Raw genomic sequence first — 23534 nt, 5'->3', positions numbered from 1 at the left:
TATTTCACAAGCGAACAGCTTCGGTTCTGTGATTCATCGACAGTTGGTTAATTAACAGCCACGCTCACCTGATAGGCGGTATGCTTGCGGATATTGACCACACCATTATCCAAAATCAGGTACTGTCCCTTAATCCCCAGCAATGTACCTTCAATCAATGATTCCTTGTCAAAGGATCGGGATGTCACTTTGACAGGGTATTCAATCACGGGGTAATCAATATTAAGTACGGCAGACTTGTCTGTTTCTTCAGACTTTACACCGGCCAATGGCTGTATCGCCTGAATTCCAAACTGCTCCTGCAGTGCAGAAACCCGGCTACCGTTCATTTCCAGTAACTCTTGAGCGGTAGCCTGAAGATCCAGAGGATCAGCCGGTCCCTTCAGCATAGCTCGCCAGTTGGTCCGATCATTAATAAATTCCTTGAAAATGGTTTCCAGCAGCCCAGATTGCTGACGGGTAGCCACTCGAATAAACGGCATAGCCTGAGTGGCACCCTGGTCGATCCAGCGGGTTGGGATCTGGGTTGCCCGGGTAATACCCACTTTCAGGCCAGAGGAATTAGCCAGATAAACGACATGATCCGTCATACAGAAAGTTTCTCCCCAGGCTGCATCACGACAGGTGCCTTGATCATAATGGCACTTTTCCGGGCTCATGATGCAGCTGTCACACTGGGGTAGCTTTTTAAAACACGGGTAGCAGAACCCCTGGTTAAAACTCTTCTTGGTTTTTCGACCACAGTGGCAGCAATGAATTTCACCGTGGTACTGCATGGACAGCTTGCGCCCAAGCAGGTCATTCAATGGCAGCAATTGATCGCCAATGGGCAGTTGGTAAGTAACCTGGCTCTTGCTGCTCTCTTCAGCACCTGTCAGAAGGTCTGAATGCATTTTACTGAGCGATCCGGTGATTGTACTTTCGGACACAGTTGTACTCTTATGTAAAGTAAGAGCCGCCCTGTCATTGCCTGACAAAGCGACCCAGGAGGCTGACCGAGAATAGCGCCCGTAGCGAGGAAGTCAGAAAATTGAGGATGAAAATTTGGTTTTGTGAGGCGAATAGCGAGCTATTTAACGAACAAAAGCGAACTTTCAGACTAATTTTCTGGCTCCGCACGACTGCATGGACGCAGGAGCTAGAGCAACGCAGGAGCAGTTGCCGTGCAGAGCAGTCTATTCTCGGCCAGCCTCCTAGTAAATCTTCAGTTTTTGAAACGAAGGATGGTGGCTTCTTCAGCAGACACATCGTCGATGGAAGCCTTGCTGTCTGATTTGCATTTGGCTGGCATATAACCTACGCGTTCTGATTCCGGCAGGTTTTCATACTCATAAGCAATGACCGCCTGCAGACTGGCATCCCGTTCATCCTGAGTCATCACACGACCATCAGGCCACTTACCCAGTTCAAGAGCCAGTTTTAAGGACTGATGAATGGCGGGTGTCATTTTTTTCAGAAAAGCATCTAACTGCATTGTATTGAATCCTTTTCAATCTTTTTCTTTAAACAGCAAACCAGCAATGGCACCCAGCACACACCCTGCAGCAAGACCTCCGGTATGCGCCGCATTGGCCATATTACCAAAGCCAATACTGCCCAGAACCCCGGTATAGCCAACAACCAGCCAGACCAGCATAAAGCCGTAGTAAATAGGCGGGAGTCCAAAACGCCAATTTCGGTCAACCTTTTCCCGCGTCATGCAATACCCCATCAGGCCATACACAACACCGGAAAAACCACCAAATATAGTGTCATCCCCACCCCAGAAATACTGGGCAAAATTGGAAATCACAGCAGTAAACACAATGATGGCCAGTAAATGAACACCGCCCTGACGAACCTCCAGTCGACTGCCAAAAATATAAAGCGCTAGCATATTGAACGCCAGATGCGTCAGGCCAAAGTGAAGAAAGACCGGACTGATCAAGCGCCAGTACTGTCCCTGATCAAGCCCCATACTCAAACTGCCAAAGTAGAGATAACCATTGGCCACCTCGAAAGGAATGAATGAGAACCAGGCCGTTGCATACCAGTTGGCACCAGCACGGGTGATCAACGCTACAACAATACAGGCCACCATAAACAGAAAGGTGACTGGCATTCTCTGCCAGGGAATACTTTGTAGAAAACCACCCGCGTTCACCCCCCTTCTGGGAGGAGCGGCCTGCAATTTCAAATCACCGGACTGCCATTGCTGGTAAAGGCTGATCACAATACGGGACTTTTCCTCATTCTCAGTCCAGACCACCTGTTTTCCTGATTCTTCTGTTACCTTGTGGGGGATACCCTGAGCATACAGAAAGTAGGAAAGGTTGCTCAGGTCGATGTCTCCGGGGAGTTCCAATGCCCTATGCATAACGTGTAATAAAGTCCTTAATAAGGGAGGCCAGCCTAGAATAGATACCCTGCACGGCAACTGCTCCTGCGTTGCTCTAACTCCTGCGTCCATACAGTCGTGCGGTGTCAGTAAATTGGTCTAAAAGACCCATTTTGTTCAGTAAATAGAACTACTACTCACCTCACAAAACGGAGCTTATATCCTCAATTTTCTACCATCCTCGATAAGGGAGCTATTCCCGTTTAGCCTTCCTGAAATAAACAGCGCTCTTCCTGATAGTTCCAACGTAACTTGGAACGGCAGGACTCATAAAAGTTATGGTTTAGTGGATGCAGAAGCTTCAGACGCTGGGACTTTTTATGGATAGTAATCTCATCACCGGGTGCAGAGGTGATATGAATCTGCCCATCACAGCTGATCTGCGGATATATGGTGTTTTCATGGCGAATGACCAGTTTCAACTCACTGTCCCCATCCACTACCAGAGGACGGTTGGTTAACATATGGGGGTACATGGGCACCAAAACAATGGCATCCAGTCGGGGATGCATAATCGGACCGCCACCAGAAAGTGCATAGGCTGTTGAACCGGTTGGCGTAGCGATAATCAATCCATCCGCCCGCTGCTTATAGACAAACTGCCCATCGATATAAAGTTCGAACTCAATAATTCGGGTCGACTTACCGGGATGCAGAACCACATCATTCAATGCGTCCCCCTGGCCAATAATCTTACCTTTACGGCGGACACGGGCTTCAAGAAGAAACCGGCTCTCGGCCAGATAACGTCCCTCCAGCACTTCTGCCAGCTGGTCATCCAGCTCATCCGGAGAGATATCGGTCAGAAATCCAAGACGACCGCGATTAATACCGATCACAGGGATATCATAAAGCGCCAGTGTTCGGGCAGCACCCAGCATGCTCCCATCACCACCCACGACGATCACCAGGTCACACTGCTGACCCATTTGCTCACGACTGATCATGGTAAAGGAGTGACCTGGCAGCAGACTGTCCAGCTGTTCATCCAGAAGTACGGTCACCCCCCGCTTCTGCAGAAAGTCTGCCAGATGCCTTAGAGTATCCTCCACCTGAATACGCCCCTGGCGGCCGGTTACTCCGACAATTTTGAAGTGTTCCATAAACTCAGTGATGTCGCCTTAGAATGTGAGTTAGTATACGTTAGTCATGAACGGATTTTTACACCAAAGCATACATCATACTCTACACCAGGCAGTAGAGTGGGTACAAAACAGCCCTCCATTATTTAATCGGTCGGCCAGCCCTCTTTTTCTGGACTCTCCCCTGCCCACAGGAATAACCCCGGTTATGCCTGAAAGAAAGCAACTGGAGCTTCTGGCCAGTCTGGTTAACAGGAAAGGTAATCCCCTGCTGGGCATTTTCTACGAAACGCTCTGGCAGTTCCTCTTGAGCCAGCTTCCTGACAGTCAGGTCATAGCCTCTAACCTGCAGGTAAAAGGCGAGAGAAATAGCCAGTCTGCCACACTGGGTGAATATGATCTTATCTACCAGCTGAGAAACCAGTTCATACATAGGGAGCTGGCCGTTAAATTTTATCTGGGCATTCCTGACGAAACTGGCAATGCCAATGGGGCTCCATGGCGAAACTGGGTAGGCCCCGGGCTTAAGGACCGACTTGACCGAAAAATGGATCGTCTACTCCATCATCAAGCCCTATTGAGTGATACCAATGAAGGACAAGAATCCTTATTAAAGCTGGGTATTGAACAGCCTGTACAGAAAGAGACTCTGATACAGGGCAGGCTTTTCTATCCTCTTTACCCAATGAACGCTGAAGAATCACAAGCAGTTCAACTGACAGACGTCATCGAATCTGACACAGAGTCAAAAACGCAAAACCACGTTCATCGTTTATGCCAGCCACCTGAACTCAGTAATCCAGAACACCTGAAGGGGTACTGGCTGACACAAAGCCAGTTCCTGTTGAGCACGCGATTGACCAATAAGATGAACTACCAGATTCCTCATAAGATACAGTGGTTGAACAGGGAGCCTTACGGCAAACGTCTTAATCATGATGAATTGATACCCCAGCTCACACAACAAAAACGACCTCTCTATATAAGAGCCATTCATAATGAACTGGAAAGAGGTTTGAATGTATTTATTGTACCTGATGACTGGACAGGTCACGCTATAAAAGTGACTCAAGAATTACTGTGAATTGAAAGCATTCTTTTGAGGCTAACTTTGCGAATATCTGAAAATAAGTTAAAAAACCAGAGTAATTATTAATAATAATATTACTGCAATATACAACCACGGTTGTGAAATAAAAAAGCAATGTGCTACGAAACTTATTCATCAATTAAAAGTCTTACGGGTATAGAAGTAGTAAAACAAGAAGGGCTGTCATGAATCACCTACTTGCGACTTCTCTTTATTGTAGCGGTGGAGGTTATCACTCAGAAGTAACGAATTACAGGCTTACACCAACTACTGCAAAGACAATACAGATATTACAGCCTGTGATAGTTAAACCACCCAAAACGCCTAAAGAGAACTGTATTAGAAGCACACTCCCCGACTTAAAAACTTTTGAAAATTATCACCTAAAACAAGCTCCGATCCCAAAGAGCTCTCTCCTCCATGAAGAAACTTCCTCAGAAAGGCTACAACCAGATCACTCCGAATGGATCAGTAAGATTAGATATCATTGCGCGAAAAAAGTATTCGATGATGAAGAAGAGCAGTTAATCACCCTGGATTTAAGCAGTCACTTACATAAGGCTGAACAGCTGGCTGATGGCTACTCATTAAATTTTTCATCCTTAATAACAGAGCCAGAAATGGAAAGCAGCTTACTAGAAACGTTTACCACGCAGATAAGCTCTCCAGGTCGATACCTGATCGCGTATTATTTTACCGAAGGTATCGACACTAAAGAAGAGAAAGATTATACGCAGACATTTATCCTTCAGACTGAGCAAACCGGGCACTGCTTTGCATTATCAGATGTTCCAGGCCTAATTGACGAATTGGAAGAATTCGATAGCTGTCAATCATTTATTCTCAGGGCTCTCAGTGAAGACTTCGACGATGAAATCGAAGCCGTTGACCTGTATCAGAAAAAGGGCTAGAGCTGTTTAACTCATTTGCACTGCGTAGAATATCCAATTGGAGGTTACAGAAATTACAGGCATACTACGCTTCCTTTCTATTTAGTCAGAAACTCCCTCCTATGACTACCGAACAAACATTAATGGAGCGCAGTGGCGCTCAATGTGAACTCTGCAGTTCAAAAGATGACCTGAGTGTTTACCCTGTTCCTCCTGAGAGCGACACTTCAAAACCGGACCAATGCGTTCTCGTTTGTGACAACTGCCTTGGGCAGATTAACCAGTCCAATACGATGGATGCTAATCACTGGCGTTGCCTGAATGACAGCATGTGGAGTCAGGTTCCCGCCGTTCAGGTCATGGCATTTCGTCTTCTAAACCGCCTGTCACCCGAAGGTTGGGCCCAGGACCTGCTGGATATGATGTATCTGGATGAGGAAACCCGTCAGTGGGCTGAGTCCGGGTTGAGCAGTGAGGAGTCAGAAGCGCCAACACTGGATAGCAATGGCAGCGTATTGAGCGCTGGCGATACGGTGACCCTGATCAAGGATCTTCCCGTCAAAGGTGCCGGGTTTACTGCTAAGCGTGGCACCGCTGTAAGAAATATCTCCTTGACTGGTAACCCTGAGCAGATCGAAGGGCGTGTCAATGGCGTCCGAATTGTTCTGTTGACCAAATACCTGAAAAAAGCCTGAGCGCCGGGAGAAGAGCCTGTTATACAACAGGCTCTTCCTCTTTGCGGTTTATGGGCTTTTTAGCCAATAGCTTTTTCAATTGCAGCGAAGGACTGTATGGCAATACATCCATAACCCGTCCCTGGTTAATCTGCTGCTGAACTCCCCTCCAGTAACTGGCTGTAAAAAGATCACCATGAAGGCGGAAAAAACGTTTACGAATTGACAAATCCGGAAACAGAAAAACAGGAAACTCTTCTGGAAAAACATCGCCAGGAGAAACAGAGTACCAGGGCTCAGCAGCCATTTCCTGTTCTGGATAGAGGGCCTCCGGTATGTCACGGAAATTACACTCGGTCAGATAAATAATCTCATCATAATCATAAAAGACCACACGACCGTGGCGAGTCACGCCAAAGTTCTTTAGCAGCATATCGCCTGGAAAGATATTGGCAGCCGCCAGCTGCTTTATTGCCCGGCCATACTCATCAAGAACCGCTTCCAATGCCTGATCATTACCATCTTCAACCAGCTGCTCTACATAAATATTCATGGGCATCATTCGCCGTTCCGTATACAGGTGGCGAATCAACACCTTATCGTCGTAGACAATGACAGTAGAGGGTGCAACCTGCTGCAACTCTTCCAATAATTCCTCACTGAATCGAAAGCGAGGCAAAATCAAGTTGGAGTACTCCTGTGTATCGGCCATCCGCCCTACCCGGTCATGGGTTTTCACCAGGTAATAACGATCCTTGACCATGGCCTTACTGATATCTTTGGGAGGGGCAAAGTGATCTTTAATGACTTTAAACACCATATCCAGAGAAGGAAGTGTGAATACGGACATCACCATTCCCTTCACCCCCGGTGCCACCACAAACTGATCAGAAGAGTGTTGCAAATGCTTAAGAAAATCTCGATAGAAGACGCTTTTACCGTGCTTAAAGAAACCAATGGAGTTATAAAGCTCCGCACGATTTTTCTCAGGTATCAGAGTGTGCAGAAACTCAATACACTCGGAGGGAATTCGGGCATCCACTAAAAAATATGACCGAGTAAAACTGAACAGGACACTGACACAGTCATTTTCACAAAGCAAAGCATCCACATAGAGCTTGCCCTGCTCATTATTCAATACTGCCAGTACAAAGGGCTGCAAATCATCCCCAGCCACCAGCCTACCTACCAGATAAGCGGCCTTATTTCGATAAAAGACCCACTTCAAAACATCCACGCGAACATTCTTACGTCTGATCCATGATGGCTGAGTCTTTTGCAGCGCATGGATGATATTGCGGATATCTCTGCGGCGGTATTCCCAGGGCAGTTCAAATTGAAAATCATCCAGTATCTGACCAACCAGACTCACCAGACCCTGCTCCTGGCTATTGTCGTTAAAGGAATAGGATCGATAAATCCCTCTGGCACTCTGAACCTTAAAGCCATCAAATTCAGACTGGATAAAGCAATGACGTGGGTTTACCGCTTCTCCCTTGAACACCTTCCGGTAGATTGAGTTATAAAAGGTTTCGGCCAGTTCAGGATCGGTTCGGTAAGAGACCAAATCCAGATAAGCATCATGAACATCCTGCCAACAGGTGCTGCTCCGTAAATATGAAGCATCGATCTGAGATGCCAGTGTTGTCATCACCTCGGTAACAGCAACATGGTAAAGATTGATCCGGTCAGAAGCAGCATTTTGCGCAGCACTCCAATCCGCCTTTAGAAAACGATCCCTTGCACCCAGGGTGATGTCAGTAAAGCGCGTTCGATAGTCACTAAACCCTTCAAGAATGATTCTGGCAATCTGTCGGGCTATGGAAGTATTCATTACTGCACCATTGTTGTTTTACTGTAAGAAGTGCAGAAAACCCTTCGTTTAAGGTCAACTGGATTTAAGGCTTGAGCGGCACGCTTTAACCATGCTGCACTTCTTTAATCTCGGCGGCTCTGAATATCAGATACTGGCAAAAACTATCATCACCAGCAACTCTGATATTGGCTTCATATTAACTCAATTTTATATTTTTATTCCTCGTCGTCCCTGAAGCCCACCGGTATGAACCATTAGCAGGCGTCTGACCTTACGAGGCAGATCATTTCCCTGGTTTACTGCAAGCGAGTGTCGTATGGCAAACATCACCTTACCGGTATATACCGGATCCAAAGGAATTGATGTTTCCATCTCAAACGATTTTATAAACGACAGCAACTCATTTGTAGTACGAGCGTACCCGCCATGATGATAATCCGTCAACAGTGTCCAGTTGTCCAATGGTTGTATCGTGTTTTCATCTACTGCACTGCGTAGAAAACCTCCCCCCCTGAGGACAGCAACGCCTTTTATATGTGTACCTGGCATTTCTTCCGAAGCAGTCAGTGCCACTCCCGCTAGAGTGGCGCCCGTTCCACAGGCCAGCCAGACCTCATCATAACTTCCCGACGTAATTCCTCCTGCTCTAAGGATTTCCTGACAACCTTGAACACCAAGAGAGTTGCTCCCCCCTTCAGGTACAACATGCACGTCCCGAGCAGACAAGCCTAGTTGAGATATAAGTTGGTCGAGAAAGGAGGCTTCATTTTTTCGGCGATAATCACTTCTGGACAAATAGTGTATTTTCATCCCCCAGTTGGTGACATCGCTCAGCGTTGCAGAAAGTGATTCGCCTGGTTCTCCCCTGATAATGCCAATGGTTGGCATGCCAAAACGGTGGCCAGCCGCCGCCAGGGCATGAATATGGTTGGACCAGGCTCCACCAAAGCTGAGAATCACAGACTTACCCTGCTCTTTTGCAGCAATCAGATTGTGCTTTAATTTGTACCACTTATTGCCACTGATCTCAGGATCAAGTTCATCCAGACGGAGAATATCAAGGAATACGCCTGCTTCACGTAACCACTCAGTACGGACGGACTGAACCGGAACAGGTTTATTTAATGCATCAATAGATTCGAATGCCATATTTCAATAACCGCCTGGGAAGAAATACATCCAGTTGTTTTACCTGAATATCGTCCAGGGTAATCACATCAAGCTCATACTTTTGATAAAGTTTCAGTTTTTCCAGCTTCGACTGGTGGTATTGGTTTTCTCCGGAATGCCCTAAGTACTCTATATAAACATTGCCTGCGGGCAGGTAAAACTCACCATAGATACTCTCTTCTATGGGCAGACGACGCTCATAAGCATGGGCAATGCCAACCAGATAGAGCCAGTTGTCGATCAGTAGCTCGGTTTTAGACCTCACCAGATGACCATCTGCACAACGAAGTTTGGCAGGAAATTCAGCTCGGTAATGATTGATGGGATCATCTGCCTCTAAATCCAGACCGATAGCATGGGTCAGGTCTGCTCTGATCTCTTTCAACGAAGAACGCACTACAGGCTGGTCAAGTACAGCAACAGGCCAGCATACCCAACAACTACCGCTTCCAGCCTTTTCTCTTTGCTCACCACCAGAACGAATACCTGCCGAAGTCACCTTCCAGCCGGACTCATCATGTTTAATCCAACCTAACTCGGCAAACATTAAATTAACCTGTCGGGCAGAAACACCAGCGTGCTGGGCAAGACCCGTAGCCGTCAGGTTTCCTTCAGTACTCATAGCTGATGAAGCTGTTTCTTTGCCAACCCTCACAATCTCCGGCCAGACAATGTAAGTGCCATATTTAACGTGTGTTTTATACTCCCCCCCCTCCTCATGGCCCTTACGGGTTAACTCCCAATTGTCATTAATACGCTCAATCCACCCCGCCTGCTCCATTTTTCGGAATAGCTCTCCAACATGAAGCTCCAGCGAACGGGCCAGAGCACTGGTAGAAACCTTGTTTTTTACAGAATCAGACATAAGGACACGCCTTCAGCGGTTATTCTCAAAATTTACTGAAGGCGCTGAAAGAAAAAAAGAGAAAATATCAGAAATGATTGCTATAACTAATCGTTACTCTGCTTCGGCACCTTCCTGAGGGAAGGCAACAAACCTCAGGTAATCAGGATAACCAGAGTTTCGTGAAGGAAGCTCCACCGTTTTCACAGGGCCAAAATTCTGCTCTCCCTGTTCAGTCTTCACCTTTGGATCAAGTACCAAGTCATCACCCAATTTTCCATTGGCTGGGATAGCCACCTGGTTATTGTGAGCAGAAACGGTCAAAAGACCGTCCAACAACCGATTCAGTTCATCAAAATTGCGGCCAATAAACATTGGGTATGAATAGGAAGCCATTATTTTTTTACTGGAATTATCCAAAACAAAAACGGTACGAACCGTAAAATTATCGTAACTATTCAGCACCCTTCATATAAATCTACGCGATGTGCGACTTTGTCTGAAACTATCTCAAATTACTAGCCCGGATATTTCATAAACTGCCCCGAATCTCGGGCAGGACTTTGTCGCCCTAAGGGATTTTGTGAGGGAGTGCCGTACCGGGGAGTACGGTCGACCGAGCAAAACTCCCTTAGGGCGGCAAAGGACAAGCGAGAACGGGAGCACGTTTATGAAATATCCGGGCTAGCATGATGGTAAGTCCAAGTTGTATCTTCAAAATCACGCAATTATTTGCTTTCCGTTTTTTAATCTTCGGAAATAAGGTTCTCAAACTGTATTGCAGGACGACCAGCAATTATATTCAGATAAGAACCAATATTATGTGCCAGTAACTTCCGAGCGATACGTGATGTCATATGCCATCTATCTCGACAATGGCACTTTTCTATTTCAAAGCGCTCTGTCAATTGACCTATCACTGTTTCTATTCTCCGTCGTACCCGTAATACCAGCTTTACAAACGACTTCGGACGTTCATCTTGCATGTTTTTTCTCAGTGGCGTCTGAAGATCAATACCTAATTCCTGACAATCAGCTTTAAACTCAGGCCTTATATAGCCCTTATCGCCAAGCAAGAGGCCAGAAATGGTCTCGAGCATGTCATAGGCTGCATCACGCTCATCTACGTTCGCTGCGGTCAGAGTAAAACCCACAGGAATCCCTCGTGCTTCAACCAGCAAATGCCCCTGAAAGCCATAGAACTTCTTGTCCTTGGAAGCGCAGTAACCATAACCAGCCTCAGCTTTAAAGATACGGCTCTGTGGTGCACGGGTTCTGACGACAACATCAATCGGAAAACCATCGATTAAATGGATATCTGCATTATCTGCATGCATCATCTGGACTATACGAATTTGCAGTCGTTGTTTCACATGCCATAAGTTGGCGGCCTGTTTGACAAATGCCGAGCGTGAAGGAATGTCAGGAAACAGGTGTCGCCAGTGTCGGGTAAAATACTTCCAAATCTCAGTGTCCTTATGATGCCCAAGCCATTCACCGACAACTTCCATGGTGATCGCTTCACTATCAGTGAGCTTTGGTGGAAACCCTCGAAGTCGCAGTGGTACAGGAAAAAGCTCTTTTACCAAATCGTCGATCAAGCAGTAGACTGTAGTGATAAACTCTTCAACGGGCATGACTGAAACCTTCTTTGCTTTCTACTGCTTTTAATAGCAGAAAGCAGGATCAGTCATGTCTCCTTATGCAAACCTAAAAGTCGCACATGGCGTAAATCTGGAATTTTCTGATTTTTCGACCATCATCTTATACTCAATTTTTCTAACAAATCTCCAGTATGGAACCAGACTTCCCAGCTACTCCGTTTACCGAAGCTCTCCTTAAAGAGAATGAAGAGCTTCGGACCGAGAATGCGCTTTTACGGGAACGTTGCAGCGAACTGGAAGAAAGGGTTAATAAAAACAGTCAAAACAGTAGTAAGCCACCATCGTCAGATGGTTATCAAAAGCCCAGTAAAAAAGGGAGTGATAAAGGTGATACATCTTCCAAAGAAGCCCCCTGCTCCTCACAGGAAACACCGAACCCCAAAAGCCTTAGACCATCTTCAGGCAATAAACCAGGTGGCCAGAAAGGTCATCAAGGCTCTTGTTTGAGACGTGTCGCCTTACCCGATTATGTCAGGCATCTGAAGGTTGAAAAATGTTGCTGTTGCCAGTCTTCGCTTATCGATATTAAACCCACCAAATACATTGAGCGACAGGTTTTTGATCCAGGTAGACCCGGAGAATTTGAAGTTACCGCGTACTGGGCAGACGTTAAAGTATGTCCTTGTGGTAAACGGAACACCGCTGAGTTTCCCCAAGGAGTGAAAGCCGCTGCTCAATACGGAGAAGTGACTCAGGCAATGGCTGTTCATTTAAACCAGTATCACTTCATCCCATATCACCGGGTGTCTGAGTATTTCAATACTATTTATTGCATGAGTGTCAGCGCAGGCTCTGTTGCCAATTTTGTTGCCTATACCCATGAGAACCTGGCCTCTACTGAGCAGAGTATCCGCGATGCTTTACAAGAAAGTCCGGTTGCAGGAGCGGATGAAACTGGCATGCGGGTTGACGGTTCACTGTGGTGGTTACACATTATGCGAGATGACCAATGGACGCTTTACTACCTCTCAGAAAGGCGAGGTTGTGAAGCAATGGATGCAATGGGCATCCTGCTGACTTTTGCAGGCATTCTGGTTCACGATCATTGGAAGTCCTACTTTGCCTATGCGGCAGTGCATGTGCTTTGTAATGCCCATCATCTGAGAGAGCTTCAGGGAGTTGTCGATAGGGATGCGAATAAGCTGGCTCTGCGGCTGATGAAATTGCTTACGCTCTCCTGGCACTTCTGCAAGAAATACAAAGCAGCCGGTCTGACTCAAATGCCTGGTGCAATACAGCTTCGCATTGAGACGATATACGACCAAATCCTTCAAAGGGCTCTCACGAAGGAAACCGCTTATATGGAAAAACAACGACAGGTGCTTGGACGTAAGAAGGTCAGGAATACCAAGGCCTACAACCTGTTCAAAAGGCTTATTGAGTTTAAGGTTGAAACGTTGCGCTTCATGTCGGACTTTTCAATTCCCTTCGATAACAATGGCAGTGAACGTGATGCCAGGATGGCCAAACTTAAGCAGAAGATCTCAGGCTGCTTCAGAAGCGAAGACGGAGGTACCATGTTTACCCGAATCCGAAGCTATTTATCATCTGCTAAAAAGCAGGGGTTGAACATATTTCAGGCGCTTCTTAAAGCGGTTCGAAATTACAACAATACGCCTTTGCTGGGTGCTGAATAGTTACAAATTATCTTTCGCACTTCGCTCTATCCTTCCCTCAGTATCCTCAGGCAACATGCCATATTTTTTTGCTACTTCAAGTTCAGTATCCGCAATTACAGGAAAATCGACTTGTTTTGTACCGGCCAAAAGAGCAACATCCTCCATCCAAAGCCGATGCTGTTCAACAGAGTTAGGGCTAAGACCAATAACGTTTACCCCTTTTTTCTTAAAGCCACTCACCAATTTCTGAACTTCTGCAAGTTCGGTTGCACATACTGGGGTAAAATCTTGAGGATGGGAAAACAGAACGGTGAACTTACCACCCTCATTTTCTACCCATTGATAGAAATCAACACGCTCCCCATCCCCTGATGATGAAAGTTCCGCCTGGAAATTAGGCGCTGTATCACCGATGCTAAGTGTTGCTGCAGATGGGTATTGCGACAAACCCAAGAGAATAGCTCCCGCTATAATTGATAGCTGGTATTTTTTACTGACAAGTTCTTTGCTGTCATTAAATGGCTTAAAAAAACTTTTCATTAACATTTACCTTAGGGCTAGTGTTCATTCAGCTATTTTTCAAATGGAATTAATCCGCCTGACTCTCAAACACTGAGACATCAGCACACTGAGATTAGTATTAGACGGTGGTTTTTGTTATATGCTTTCGTATTTAAAAAAAACTAATGGAATACCAAGAGGCAATAAATCATTGCTAACGACTGACAAGCAGTAAATTGCAACAGTGAACGCCCTGTCAATTAAAAATTACCAACTAAACTTGTCCAATGAAATTATACTCAACGTAACATCATCAAAAATGGGGTTTCCATGAAGGCGAATCCTCTCTCTCTTGAAAGCTATCAGAGACCGATCCTCGAAATACCCAGAGAAGCCGAAAGCATCCTTCTTCATTCCTGCTGTGCCCCCTGTGCAGGTGAAGTTATGGAAGCAATTAAAGCATCAGGTATTGAGCAGACTGTGTTCTTTTACAACCCGAACATCCACCCTGCTGAGGAATACCAGCTTCGAAAGGATGAAAACAAAAGGTTCTGTGACAAGATTAATATTCCGTTCATTGATGCTGACTATGATACAGACAACTGGTTTGAACGAACCCGGGGCATGGAGAATGAACCGGAACGGGGTAAACGCTGCACAGCCTGTTTTGATATGCGATTCGAACGGACTGCTCTCTATGCTTATGAACACGACTTTGCGGTTATCTCCAGCACACTGGGCATTTCACGCTGGAAGAACATGGAACAGATCAATGACTGCGGCATCCGGTCTGCAGGGCATTATCCTGGCATTTCCTACTGGACTTACAACTGGCGTAAACAAGGAGGCAGTCAGAGAATGATTGAGCTCTCCAAACGGGAAGCCTTCTATCAACAGGAATACTGCGGTTGCGTATACAGCTTGAGAGACACAAACCGGTACCGGATGTCCCAAGGGCGCCCTCGAATAAAAAGGCTGGTGAATTTTTATGGGCAGAGCAAGGATGGGCATGACAAGAAAGAGGGCTGTGCAATTATTGCTACCTCTTCCTGAAGCTTCCTCAAAAAAATTTCGTCTATATTCCTTAATACTGATGGTCTGTCCATCCAACTCCAGCTGATATCAATAAGAATGAAGAAAATATTCCGGGCAGCTCTGATCTGCCTTCTGCCGCTTACTCTGATTATCTCAGTACCTTGGTACAGGGATAATACAGACATAATTGAGCACAGTTCGTTTACAGGCTTACCGGACTGGGTAGCTGTTGCACTGCTCTGCTACACACTGGTCCCACTGATTAATATCCTCATCTGGGCAACCTGTTACCCCGAAAATGATCACGATAACTAGCCCATGCCACCTATTATCTTCAGTCTGATCAATATCATCATCTATCTGCTTATTCTCATTCCCATATGCATCAAGGCAAAAAGGAGCAGCCTTCAACACAATGCCACTGATCACTATCTGGCGAACCGTTCTCTCGGGTTTATGGTTCTCTTCCTGACCATCTATGCCACTACATTCAGCGGTAACATTCTGGGCGTCAGTGGCCAGGCTTATCGATCCGGATTCACCTGGGTCATGTTTGCCGGTCTGGTGGCTGCCATCACATCCTCATTTCATCTGGTGATCCCCAAACTCCGACCACTGAGTGTTAAACACCATTTTGTGACACCCGGAGACTGGATTCGCTTCCGCTTTGGCAGTCATACCCATAGTCTGAGAATCCTGGTCTCCATTGTGCTGATACTCTCTCTGGGCAACTTCCTTTATGCCCAGCTAAAGGCGGCCGGTGAGATCATTGTTGTCATGACTCAGGAAGCCATCCCCTATGAAGCAGGAGTCATTGCCTTTGCCCTGATCATCCTGACTTACGATATTTTAGGTGGTCTCAGGGCTGTCGCCTGGACAGACATGATCCAGGGACTGATTATGCTGGCAGGCTTCGCCTGTCTGGGGCTGTGGATTATTGATACCTCACAAGGAATTGACAGGCTTTCCATGGCCATCGCGAAACATAGGCCTGAGAGCGTAAAAGTACCCGGCTTCACCACACAGGTTCAGTGGTTCAGCCTGATGATTCTTGGGGGCTTATCGGTCACCATCTACCCACAGACTCTGCAACGTATTTTTGCCGCTTCTTCAGATAAAGCCCTCCATCAGTCAATGGCCGCCATGGGCATTGTCGCTCTGTTTACCAGCACCGTATTTCTTTTCACAGGATGGGTAGCTATTCCCCTGTTCAGCCTTGATTCAGGCTTTCAGGCAGATCAGGTTCTTCCCAGACTGCTGGAGCAGTGGGCAGCCAGTAATATCTGGAATCGGGTCAGTGCCATGATGGTACTGCTGGCCATTCTTGCCGCCATCATGTCTACTGCTGACTCGGTGCTTCTTTCGGTGGTGTCCATGATCCGGCATGACCTGTTGAAAACCACTCAACGGGAAGGGCTCAAGTACGATACCACGATCACCATTACCTTGATGGCCCTGATATCCATTCTGGCACTGCATCGTGATATCACGCTGTGGCGCCTGATGGAACTCAAGCTTGAACTGCTGATTCAGTGCTTTCCCGCTTTTATCATTGCATTGCACTGGCGCAAACTTCCTGCTGTTTCCGTTCTGGCAGGCCTGGCTTTTGGACTGACGCTCCTCGGCGCCTTGCTGGCCCTGGGAATCAAGCAGATGGCCGGCGTCAATGCCGGCCTTATTGCGTTGGGAGGTAATGTACTGCTGATGGGGTTCACTTATTTCATTCAATCGTTACTGCTTCGATCTGACAATCATCAACTCATGTCAAAATAAAAGTTTCCTATGCTTAACTCGCATTCTTTTTTGCAAGAGGCATCAGCGGCTTTTTGATTACGGGCCAAAATAACTCTTCAGCCCAGTGCAAACGTTTTCCAATGGGTAAGCCAAAACGTTTTTGCCGCGTATTTGGAATTTTGGCCGTGCCAAACAGCGTATCAAAAATAAATAAAGTAATGGCGTAATTCCCATTGGGGTGAGATCCCTTGCCAAATGCATGATGAGCATGATGAGTATCCGGCAGAGTAATTACATGTTCAATTACACGCCAGAATGGCTCAGACCAGGGCATTTTCTCCCGCAGCCATAAGTCCCATCGAAAGGTAGTATGCGTCAGAGTATTCACTATGTAGGTCACCAGAACCGCCGCCACATAAGGCTCTCCCAAACCCAGATAGATGGCCAGTGGTCCAAACCAGCTCTGTGGCAGCAGCAATACCCAGAATACGTTATAGCGATATAAAACACCGACATTCAGGGTCTCCGCCGTATGATGAGTACGGTGAAGCTTCCAGAACCAGCGCCACTCATGGGCAAAACGGTGCATCCAGTAGTGCAGAAACTCCTGTACGACAAAAATTACCGCAAACGCCAGCCAGAAGTTTGTTCCAGCCATGGCTCCTGCACTGTCCTGAAAAAACATCAGTACTATAATACCCGACAATGTTCCAACCACCGGTGAAGAGAACACGGCATGAGCTGCAATACCGGCCAGCGTTAATCCAGCATCCCTCAGTGGCCGCTCGCCGCGGTGAATTCGACCGGACAACAACTCAAGCAGAAAAGCAGGAATAAAAACAGCAAGAACAACAATACCCAGTAGTTGCTGTTCCGGCGCAGGGATTGGGAACATAACGTTTTCCTTTTTTTATTATTTTTGGTTGTACTTCAATTAGTGGGTTCAACTCATCGCTGTTTCAAACCACCAACAATAAAGGCAATTAGTTGCTGCGACTGCTCCAGCAAATAATCATTGGTCCATATTTTCGATTGCTGTCGTCTAAGCAAGTCCCATAACGCCACAGTATGTATCAGTTGGGTACCGGCAAAATTCATACGAGAATGGAATTCGGTCTGTTCCAGTTCAGGCAGACAATCACGCACCATCCGAGTCATTAACTGCAGAGAGCTGGAACGGGGTCCATCAAACAGCAGTTGTTGATGTTGCCCACTCAGGGCTAACTGCGTAATCAAACTGACGTAATAGTTTTCACCCGGGTGCTCGATCAGGTGGTGGATATAGGGCATCACCAACGCTTCCACCAACGCTTCTAAAGAGTCAGCCTGATCTGACTGAGCGGCCATCAGCATATCATGCCGCCGGGCATTGAGAGGGATCATGCGCAGATCAAGAATAGCGGAAATCAACCCTTCTCTACTCCCAAAATGATACTGCACCGCCGAGTTATTTTTCTGGCCAGCCTCCCGGGCTATTTCTCTTTCAGAAATAGCATTCAGTCCTTTTTCAGCAATCATCTTTTCAGCCACCAGCATGAGGCTCAATTTGGCTTTACTGAATTTCGGTTCATTGACGACAGGTGTTTCTGACTTTTCTGTATTCATAGCAGCATTAAGTCACAGCAAAAAAATTAAGTCAACTGACTTAATTGAAAAAATTATGCGTTCTCCATCTGCCACCTATGGATACCGGAAGGCATTGGTATTACTATCCGCCCGAGAAATCGGGCTCAACCGAAAAAGCTGAAATGGGCAACCCGTGACTCGGAACCCTTAAGAATTTTTCCCGCAAATGATGAGGTTACACTCCTCTGCCCTGCAGTGAAGAGTTCATCAAAATACTGGATTCTGGGCCATAATTATCTAAACCAGAGCGTTTCTGAGAGCAATTACAAAGTTCCTGCGGGGATTTTCTATTCCGTTTTCCTGTCAGGCCGATAAAACCTGAAATAAATCGCTCAACCTCTCTACTTGTTAACACCGTTACCGGGCTACAAACTATGATACGTTTTGTTGCGCCACTGTCAGGCATGTTTATTTTCGCTCTGGCCAGCGGATACCTGACGACCCTGATTCCTCTGAGAATCAATGCGACAGATGGCAATAACTTTATGGCCGGTCTGATGGGTACCGCCTACTACCTGGGATTACTGGCAGGGTCATTTCGCTCAGAAAGTATCGTTTGCCGGGTAGGCCATATTCGCTCTTTTGCCTGCTTCATGGCGTTACTATGTGCCACCGTACTGAGCCTTGCTCTGTCCGAGAACACTACCAGCTGGCTGGTACTCCGCTTCCTGAACGGTATGGCGGTTGCTGGTATATTTGTGGTGGTTGAGTCCTGGCTTCTCTGTGAAAGTGACAGCTCTAACCGTGGCCGGGTACTGTCCTTCTATATGGTGTCACTCTATGGAGCGAACGCTATCGGGCAGCTTTTTGTCGGCTTCTTTGATAGCAGCAGTCTGACCCCTTTTATCCTGATTGGTATTCTCCTGTCATTGTCAATCTTCCCACCGGCAATGACCCGAATCCCAACGCCAGAGATAGAAGAGGCGTCTACACTGGGCTTCAGAAAGCTTTTCGAACTGACACCGTCTGGGGTACTCGGCTGTTTTGCCGGAGGCCTGGTGTTAGGTGGTTTGTACTCAATGCTTCCCATTTATCTGGCCGACCTGAGCGGCAGCGATGATCACACCGTAGCAATCTTTCTGGCCATCACCATGCTTGGCGGAATGGCACTGCAGTTTCCCGTGGGCTACCTCTCCGATATTATCGATCGCCGTAAAATGTTGATTCTGGTCGCCCTGGCGGGTTGTGCCGTTTGCTTTGCGTTAATCCTCAGCTCCCACGAAAACTGGCTGTATTACCCACTCTTATTCTTGTTTGGTGGTGCAACCTTCACTCTATATCCACTTGCCATCAGCCATGGCTGTGACCATATGCACCCGGATGATATTGTTGCAGGAACCCAGGGACTTCTTCTTGCCTACAGTTTTGGCGCGTGTATCGGCCCGATCTTCGCATCACTGTTTATGGGCCATATTCCAGAAGGCCTGATGCTGTACTTCATCACAATAATGGGGGCCACTGGTATCTTCTTCTTGATTCGGATGGCTTATCGTCCTGCAATATACACCAGTGAAGAGCAACACTTTATTCCCGTACCGCGCACCACCCCTATTGTTGCGCAGATTGACCCTCGCTCTGATGCCGAGGAGCTACTGGATACTGAAGAAACAGCTAATCCAGCCAGCTAAACCATTTACCGGGCAGCATTGACGGAGTTCATGCTGCCCGATAGCAATTCAGGGCATAGACATTGATTAGCCAGGCATTACAGTCAGTGTAATGATGTCGCTGTATGTGCCCGCCGGTAAATTATTTATACTGACTGCAGGCACTGATGCTCTGAATGTTGAAGTGACGGCTGGGCAGTCCTCACTATTATCAGCCAGAAGGTCCTCCACAACTCCGGCACTGCTTGATAAATGCTTTGTAAGGTCATGCCTGCTTCCTTTGCCGACAATCCAGAATGCCGAATAAGCAACCCCTTCTCCACGACTATTTTTCACCATTCCACGATTCGATGACCGGGCTTCAAGGCGATAGCTGGAAACAGAGCTGTAAACGCAAATCCGATTATTTGTAGCTACCCAGCGATTGCCATTTTCATGAAAGGTCAGATCATCAAGATTGGAAATTTTTACCACTTCACTTGCCCCGGTAAGTGTTATTGGTATTTCCAGGATCTTGCCACTGACACTACTATGCACCCAAAGCTGGCCTGAATAAGTGCCGGGCTGCAATTTCCCCAAGCCATAAAATGTCAAACCCAGTGTCATATCATCCCTGTCTGCACTGTCACATACGTTCTGAATATTGAATTTATAAGGTTCGTTATGTTTCACCAGAGCTATTTTTACTCCATTTAGCTCCGCACTGAAATGGTATTCCTGCCGGATACCACTGGCATCATTTTTGACAGAAAATTCCTCAAAGTCATAAGGATAATTGCTGAATGAAATATATAAGTCTTTCGATGTTTTCGTACTGCAGACAGAAATAGCAGTTTGGTACACCTCTTTTTCTACAGCACTCAATAACGATGTATTTATTTCAATACCGCTCACTGAACCAGGAGAAATTTGCATATCAGCCTGCAGTGAAGATGAGCCAAAAAAGAATGACGCAAAAGCATAAAAACAGTTAGCAACAAAACTTTGGACGGGCAGCAGGCGACACATAAATAAATTCTCAATAAGATCACATGCAAAAAACGTGACTCTCGGAATGCTCACCAAGGATCAACTATTCAGACGAGAGGAGAGAAAAAAGAAATTACCAGAAGAGAAATCGTATCTTATTTAAGCGGGATAAAGTCCACTCACAGCGATTTGAGAAGATTATTTGCCAAAAATACACGATAACAAAAAACCCTTACAACAAATATCGTAAGGGTTTCAGTACTATCTCAATAATAATGGCGGACCGGACGGGACTCGAACCCGCGACCTCCGGCGTGACAGGCCGGCATTCTAACCGACTGAACTACCGGTCCGCTGCTGTCATAAATCAAACATTAAATGCTCAATTTATGGTCACTCTGTTAACAACTGACGTTGTTGAATGTGGTGGGTGATGACGGGATCGAACCGCCGACCCTCTGCTTGTAAGGCAGATGCTCTCCCAGCTGAGCTAATCACCCAAATTTTTTTATTCACACGCTTAGAACGCAGGAATAAAATGGCGGACCGGACGGGACTCGAACCCGCGACCTCCGGCGTGACAGGCCGGCATTCTAACCGACTGAACTACCGGTCCGCTGCTGTCATAAATCAAACATTAAAAGCTCAATTTATGGTCACTCTGTTAACAACTGACGCTGTTGAATGTGGTGGGTGATGACGGGATCGAACCGCCGACCCTCTGCTTGTAAGGCAGATGCTCTCCCAGCTGAGCTAATCACCCAAATCTTTCTTTATTCACACGCTTTGAACGCAGGAATAAAATGGCGGACCGGACGGGACTCGAACCCGCGACCTCCGGCGTGACAGGCCGGCATTCTAACCGACTGAACTACCGGTCCGCTGCTGTCATAAATCAAACATTAAAAGCTCAATTTATGGTCACTCTGTTAACAACTGACGTTGTTGAATGTGGTGGGTGATGACGGGATCGAACCGCCGACCCTCTGCTTGTAAGGCAGATGCTCTCCCAGCTGAGCTAATCACCCAAATTTTTTTATTCACACGCTTAGAACGCAGGAATAAAATGGCGGACCGGACGGGACTCGAACCCGCGACCTCCGGCGTGACAGGCCGGCATTCTAACCGACTGAACTACCGGTCCGCTGAAACTTTTTCCGATCACTCCAGTGTTGCCACCAGCGCTACGGGAGGGAGACTTTACCAGAACTCCCCTCGATATCAAGCCCTGTTCAAGACTTGTTGGCATCAAAAGCAAAATAGAGATGGCGGACCGGACGGGACTCGAACCCGCGACCTCCGGCGTGACAGGCCGGCATTCTAACCGACTGAACTACCGGTCCGCTGATTTCATAAACAACAGAAGTCTTTTAACAACAACTGCACTATGAACACTGGATGCTAACAACATCTCTGAATCTGGTGGGTGATGACGGGATCGAACCGCCGACCCTCTGCTTGTAAGGCAGATGCTCTCCCAGCTGAGCTAATCACCCTGAACTCTTTTAAAGAGATTGTTAAGAACTTTGCTTTGGCACTTCAAGTTTCCCGAGAGCCCCTCTCAACAACGCGGCGAATTATAAGCAGCTAACCTGTTGATACGCAACAGTTATTAAAGACTTTTTTTTATACCCTCTTTATCTTTATAAACATCAGTCACTATTTTACGGTCAGGGTTTGCTACCATGTGCCTTTCCATCACAGCCTTGAGCTCATACTCGGAAGTGCAGCCCGACAATATGGAAAGTGGCCAAACTTCCTACTAATCAGGATTCTGGAACGATCATGTGGTTCAAAAATCTCATCTTTTATCGTTTTACCCAGCCATTCAAGACGTCTGCCGAAGACCTTGAAGAGCAACTCCGTCAGAAACGCTTTCGCAGCTGTGGCAGTCAGGATATGAGCACCTATGGATGGGTCCCACCATTAGGCAAGCATGGTGAACTGCTGACCCATGCTGGAAATGGCTTCATTATGATTACCGCCCGCAAGGAAGAGAAGATCCTTCCAGCGAGCGTGGTCAAGGACGCACTGGAAGAGAAAGTTGAACAAATTGAACAGGAGCAGGATCGTCAGGTTTTCAGCAAAGAGAAGAAAACATTAAAAGACGATGTACTGATGGAGCTGCTGCCAAAAGCATTCAGCCGCAGTCAGAACACCTTTGCTTATATTGACCCCGCTCAAGGCTGGCTGGTTGTGGATGCTTCTTCATTCAAGAAAGCGGAAGAGCTGACATCCTGTCTGCGCGAATGTCTTGGCAGCCTGCCGATTATTAATCCGCCACTCAAGAATATGCCCTCTCATGCCATGACACGCTGGCTGGCTCAGGAAGTCTCCATGCCTGACAAACTGGTGCTAGGTGATGAATGTGAGCTCCGCGAGCCTGGAGATGAAGGAGGTCAGGTCAAAGTCAGTAAGCAGGAGCTGGTCGGTGAAGAGGTTGAGGTTCACCTGCAAGCTGGTAAACAGGTCAGCAAGATGGCGCTGATATGGAATGACGCCCTGAGCTTCGTTCTTGGTGATGACCTGGTGATTCGCAAACTGAAGTTCACCGACTCTATTCAGGAGCAGCTTGATGAGGTCAATGCTGAAACAGCAGCCGAGCAGTTTGACGCTGACTTCTCCATCATGACACTCACGCTGCAGCAGATGCTGGACGAACTGATGGAAAACCTTGGAGGAATGAGCGAAGAAGCGCTGGAAAGAAATGAGGTGGTCAGCTTCTCGGTGAATATTACAGAAAAAGAGACCGTTTAAGATGTTGAACCACGAAGTTCACAAAAAGCACAAAGAAAAGATTTTTAAACTTTGTGCTCTCTTTGTGATCTTTGTGGTT

At 46.8% G+C, this 23534-nt stretch carries 21 protein-coding genes and 9 tRNA genes; 8 read left to right on the top strand and 22 right to left on the bottom strand.

All coding sequences use genetic code 11. From position 1 onward, the window contains the following. Positions 1–47: 47 nt before the first annotated feature. From ACOCLE_RS03665 to ACOCLE_RS03650, 4 genes are all read right to left on the bottom strand, one after another. Positions 48–893, bottom strand: a complete 846-nt coding sequence (locus ACOCLE_RS03665) for a DUF2797 domain-containing protein (RefSeq protein WP_419535553.1) — start codon at positions 891–893, stop codon at positions 48–50. A gap of 311 nt (positions 894–1204) precedes the next feature. Beyond that, positions 1205–1474 (bottom strand): YeaC family protein, encoded by a 270-nt coding sequence (locus ACOCLE_RS03660; protein WP_419535552.1) that lies wholly within the window; start codon positions 1472–1474, stop codon positions 1205–1207. 15 nt (positions 1475–1489) lie between these two features. Beyond that, complete coding sequence (locus ACOCLE_RS03655) at positions 1490–2356, bottom strand: rhomboid family intramembrane serine protease (RefSeq protein ID WP_419535551.1); 867 nt, start codon at positions 2354–2356, stop codon at positions 1490–1492. Between the two features lie 224 nt (positions 2357–2580). Next, complete coding sequence (locus ACOCLE_RS03650; protein WP_419535550.1) at positions 2581–3480, bottom strand: NAD(+) kinase; 900 nt, start codon at positions 3478–3480, stop codon at positions 2581–2583. Between the two features lie 46 nt (positions 3481–3526). Here ACOCLE_RS03650 and ACOCLE_RS03645 point away from each other — a divergent pair, with 46 nt between their 5' ends. From ACOCLE_RS03645 to ACOCLE_RS03635, 3 genes are all read left to right on the top strand, one after another. Further along, entirely contained in the window at positions 3527–4543 is a 1017-nt protein-coding gene (locus ACOCLE_RS03645) for a DUF1853 family protein (protein WP_419535549.1), read from the top strand. A gap of 191 nt (positions 4544–4734) precedes the next feature. Next, a complete protein-coding gene (locus ACOCLE_RS03640; protein WP_419535548.1) occupies positions 4735–5460 on the top strand; it encodes a hypothetical protein in 726 nt (241 codons plus the stop codon). Between the two features lie 101 nt (positions 5461–5561). Then, on the top strand, positions 5562–6134 hold the full coding sequence (locus tag ACOCLE_RS03635; protein ID WP_419535547.1) for a PhnA domain-containing protein: 573 nt from the start codon (positions 5562–5564) through the stop codon (positions 6132–6134). Between the two features lie 19 nt (positions 6135–6153). Here the strand turns inward: ACOCLE_RS03635 and aceK are convergent, their stop codons facing one another. The 5 genes from aceK to ACOCLE_RS03610 form a co-directional block, all read right to left on the bottom strand. After that, on the bottom strand, positions 6154–7947 hold the full coding sequence (gene aceK / locus ACOCLE_RS03630; RefSeq protein ID WP_419535546.1) for a bifunctional isocitrate dehydrogenase kinase/phosphatase: 1794 nt from the start codon (positions 7945–7947) through the stop codon (positions 6154–6156). A 189-nt stretch (positions 7948–8136) separates the two neighbouring features. After that, positions 8137–9078, bottom strand: a complete 942-nt coding sequence (locus tag ACOCLE_RS03625) for a 1-aminocyclopropane-1-carboxylate deaminase/D-cysteine desulfhydrase (protein ID WP_419535545.1) — start codon at positions 9076–9078, stop codon at positions 8137–8139. Beyond that, a complete protein-coding gene (locus ACOCLE_RS03620; protein WP_419535544.1) occupies positions 9059–9964 on the bottom strand; it encodes a hypothetical protein in 906 nt (301 codons plus the stop codon). The genes ACOCLE_RS03625 and ACOCLE_RS03620 overlap by 20 nt, the downstream gene beginning before the upstream one ends. A 93-nt stretch (positions 9965–10057) precedes the next feature. After that, on the bottom strand, positions 10058–10339 hold the full coding sequence (locus ACOCLE_RS03615) for a hypothetical protein (RefSeq protein WP_419535543.1): 282 nt from the start codon (positions 10337–10339) through the stop codon (positions 10058–10060). A 350-nt stretch (positions 10340–10689) separates the two neighbouring features. Beyond that, entirely contained in the window at positions 10690–11580 is an 891-nt protein-coding gene (locus ACOCLE_RS03610) for an IS982 family transposase (protein WP_419533099.1), read from the bottom strand. 158 nt (positions 11581–11738) lie between these two features. Here ACOCLE_RS03610 and tnpC point away from each other — a divergent pair, with 158 nt between their 5' ends. Then, entirely contained in the window at positions 11739–13244 is a 1506-nt protein-coding gene (gene tnpC, locus ACOCLE_RS03605) for an IS66 family transposase (RefSeq protein WP_419532963.1), read from the top strand. On the opposite strand, the gene ACOCLE_RS03600 is transcribed toward tnpC, so the two are convergent. Continuing rightward, positions 13245–13772: a redoxin domain-containing protein gene (locus ACOCLE_RS03600; protein ID WP_419535542.1), complete on the bottom strand. Its 528-nt coding sequence runs from the start codon at positions 13770–13772 to the stop codon at positions 13245–13247. It lies immediately after the preceding gene. A 399-nt stretch (positions 13773–14171) separates the two neighbouring features. On the opposite strand from ACOCLE_RS03600, the gene ACOCLE_RS03595 reads away from it, so the two are divergent. Together ACOCLE_RS03595 and ACOCLE_RS03590 are read left to right on the top strand one after the other, a co-directional pair. Beyond that, positions 14172–14780, top strand: coding sequence for an epoxyqueuosine reductase QueH (locus ACOCLE_RS03595; RefSeq protein WP_419537146.1), 609 nt, complete (start codon positions 14172–14174; stop codon positions 14778–14780). Positions 14781–15080: 300 nt separating this feature from the next. Beyond that, positions 15081–16535: a sodium:solute symporter family protein gene (locus ACOCLE_RS03590; RefSeq protein ID WP_419535541.1), complete on the top strand. Its 1455-nt coding sequence runs from the start codon at positions 15081–15083 to the stop codon at positions 16533–16535. A gap of 13 nt (positions 16536–16548) precedes the next feature. Here ACOCLE_RS03590 and ACOCLE_RS03585 read toward each other — a convergent pair whose 3' ends face one another. After that, the gene (locus tag ACOCLE_RS03585; RefSeq protein WP_419535540.1) at positions 16549–17391 is read right to left on the bottom strand and encodes a sterol desaturase family protein; all 843 of its coding nucleotides are present in this window, start codon (positions 17389–17391) and stop codon (positions 16549–16551) included. A gap of 53 nt (positions 17392–17444) precedes the next feature. Continuing rightward, complete coding sequence (locus ACOCLE_RS03580; RefSeq protein WP_419535539.1) at positions 17445–18101, bottom strand: TetR family transcriptional regulator; 657 nt, start codon at positions 18099–18101, stop codon at positions 17445–17447. Between the two features lie 395 nt (positions 18102–18496). Here ACOCLE_RS03580 and ACOCLE_RS03575 point away from each other — a divergent pair, with 395 nt between their 5' ends. Beyond that, positions 18497–19750 (top strand): MFS transporter, encoded by a 1254-nt coding sequence (locus tag ACOCLE_RS03575; protein WP_419535538.1) that lies wholly within the window; start codon positions 18497–18499, stop codon positions 19748–19750. Between the two features lie 66 nt (positions 19751–19816). Here ACOCLE_RS03575 and ACOCLE_RS03570 read toward each other — a convergent pair whose 3' ends face one another. The 10 genes from ACOCLE_RS03570 to ACOCLE_RS03525 all read right to left on the bottom strand — a co-directional run bounded on the left by ACOCLE_RS03570 (position 19817) and on the right by ACOCLE_RS03525 (position 22194). Further along, positions 19817–20791, bottom strand: a complete 975-nt coding sequence (locus ACOCLE_RS03570; RefSeq protein WP_419535537.1) for a hypothetical protein — start codon at positions 20789–20791, stop codon at positions 19817–19819. A gap of 183 nt (positions 20792–20974) precedes the next feature. Beyond that, positions 20975–21051, bottom strand: a tRNA-Asp gene (locus tag ACOCLE_RS03565). 71 nt (positions 21052–21122) lie between these two features. Next, a tRNA-Val gene (locus tag ACOCLE_RS03560) sits at positions 21123–21198 on the bottom strand. A gap of 39 nt (positions 21199–21237) precedes the next feature. Next, a tRNA-Asp gene (locus ACOCLE_RS03555) sits at positions 21238–21314 on the bottom strand. A 71-nt stretch (positions 21315–21385) separates the two neighbouring features. Then, positions 21386–21461: transfer RNA gene (locus tag ACOCLE_RS03550), tRNA-Val, on the bottom strand. Positions 21462–21502: 41 nt separating this feature from the next. Then, a tRNA-Asp gene (locus tag ACOCLE_RS03545) sits at positions 21503–21579 on the bottom strand. Positions 21580–21650: 71 nt separating this feature from the next. After that, positions 21651–21726: transfer RNA gene (locus ACOCLE_RS03540), tRNA-Val, on the bottom strand. A 39-nt stretch (positions 21727–21765) separates the two neighbouring features. Further along, positions 21766–21842, bottom strand: a tRNA-Asp gene (locus ACOCLE_RS03535). 122 nt (positions 21843–21964) lie between these two features. Then, positions 21965–22041: transfer RNA gene (locus ACOCLE_RS03530), tRNA-Asp, on the bottom strand. Between the two features lie 77 nt (positions 22042–22118). Further along, positions 22119–22194 (bottom strand) — tRNA-Val (locus tag ACOCLE_RS03525). A 250-nt stretch (positions 22195–22444) separates the two neighbouring features. Between ACOCLE_RS03525 and rdgC the strand changes: the two genes are divergently transcribed. Then, on the top strand, positions 22445–23455 hold the full coding sequence (rdgC, locus tag ACOCLE_RS03520) for a recombination-associated protein RdgC (RefSeq protein WP_419535536.1): 1011 nt from the start codon (positions 22445–22447) through the stop codon (positions 23453–23455). Positions 23456–23534: the final 79 nt, after the last annotated feature.

The organism is Endozoicomonas sp., assembly GCF_965196975.1.
Classification (GTDB): domain Bacteria; phylum Pseudomonadota; class Gammaproteobacteria; order Pseudomonadales; family Endozoicomonadaceae; genus Endozoicomonas.
Note: the sequence above shows the minus strand (reverse complement) of the source record. Positions and strands in the feature narration are given on the sequence as shown.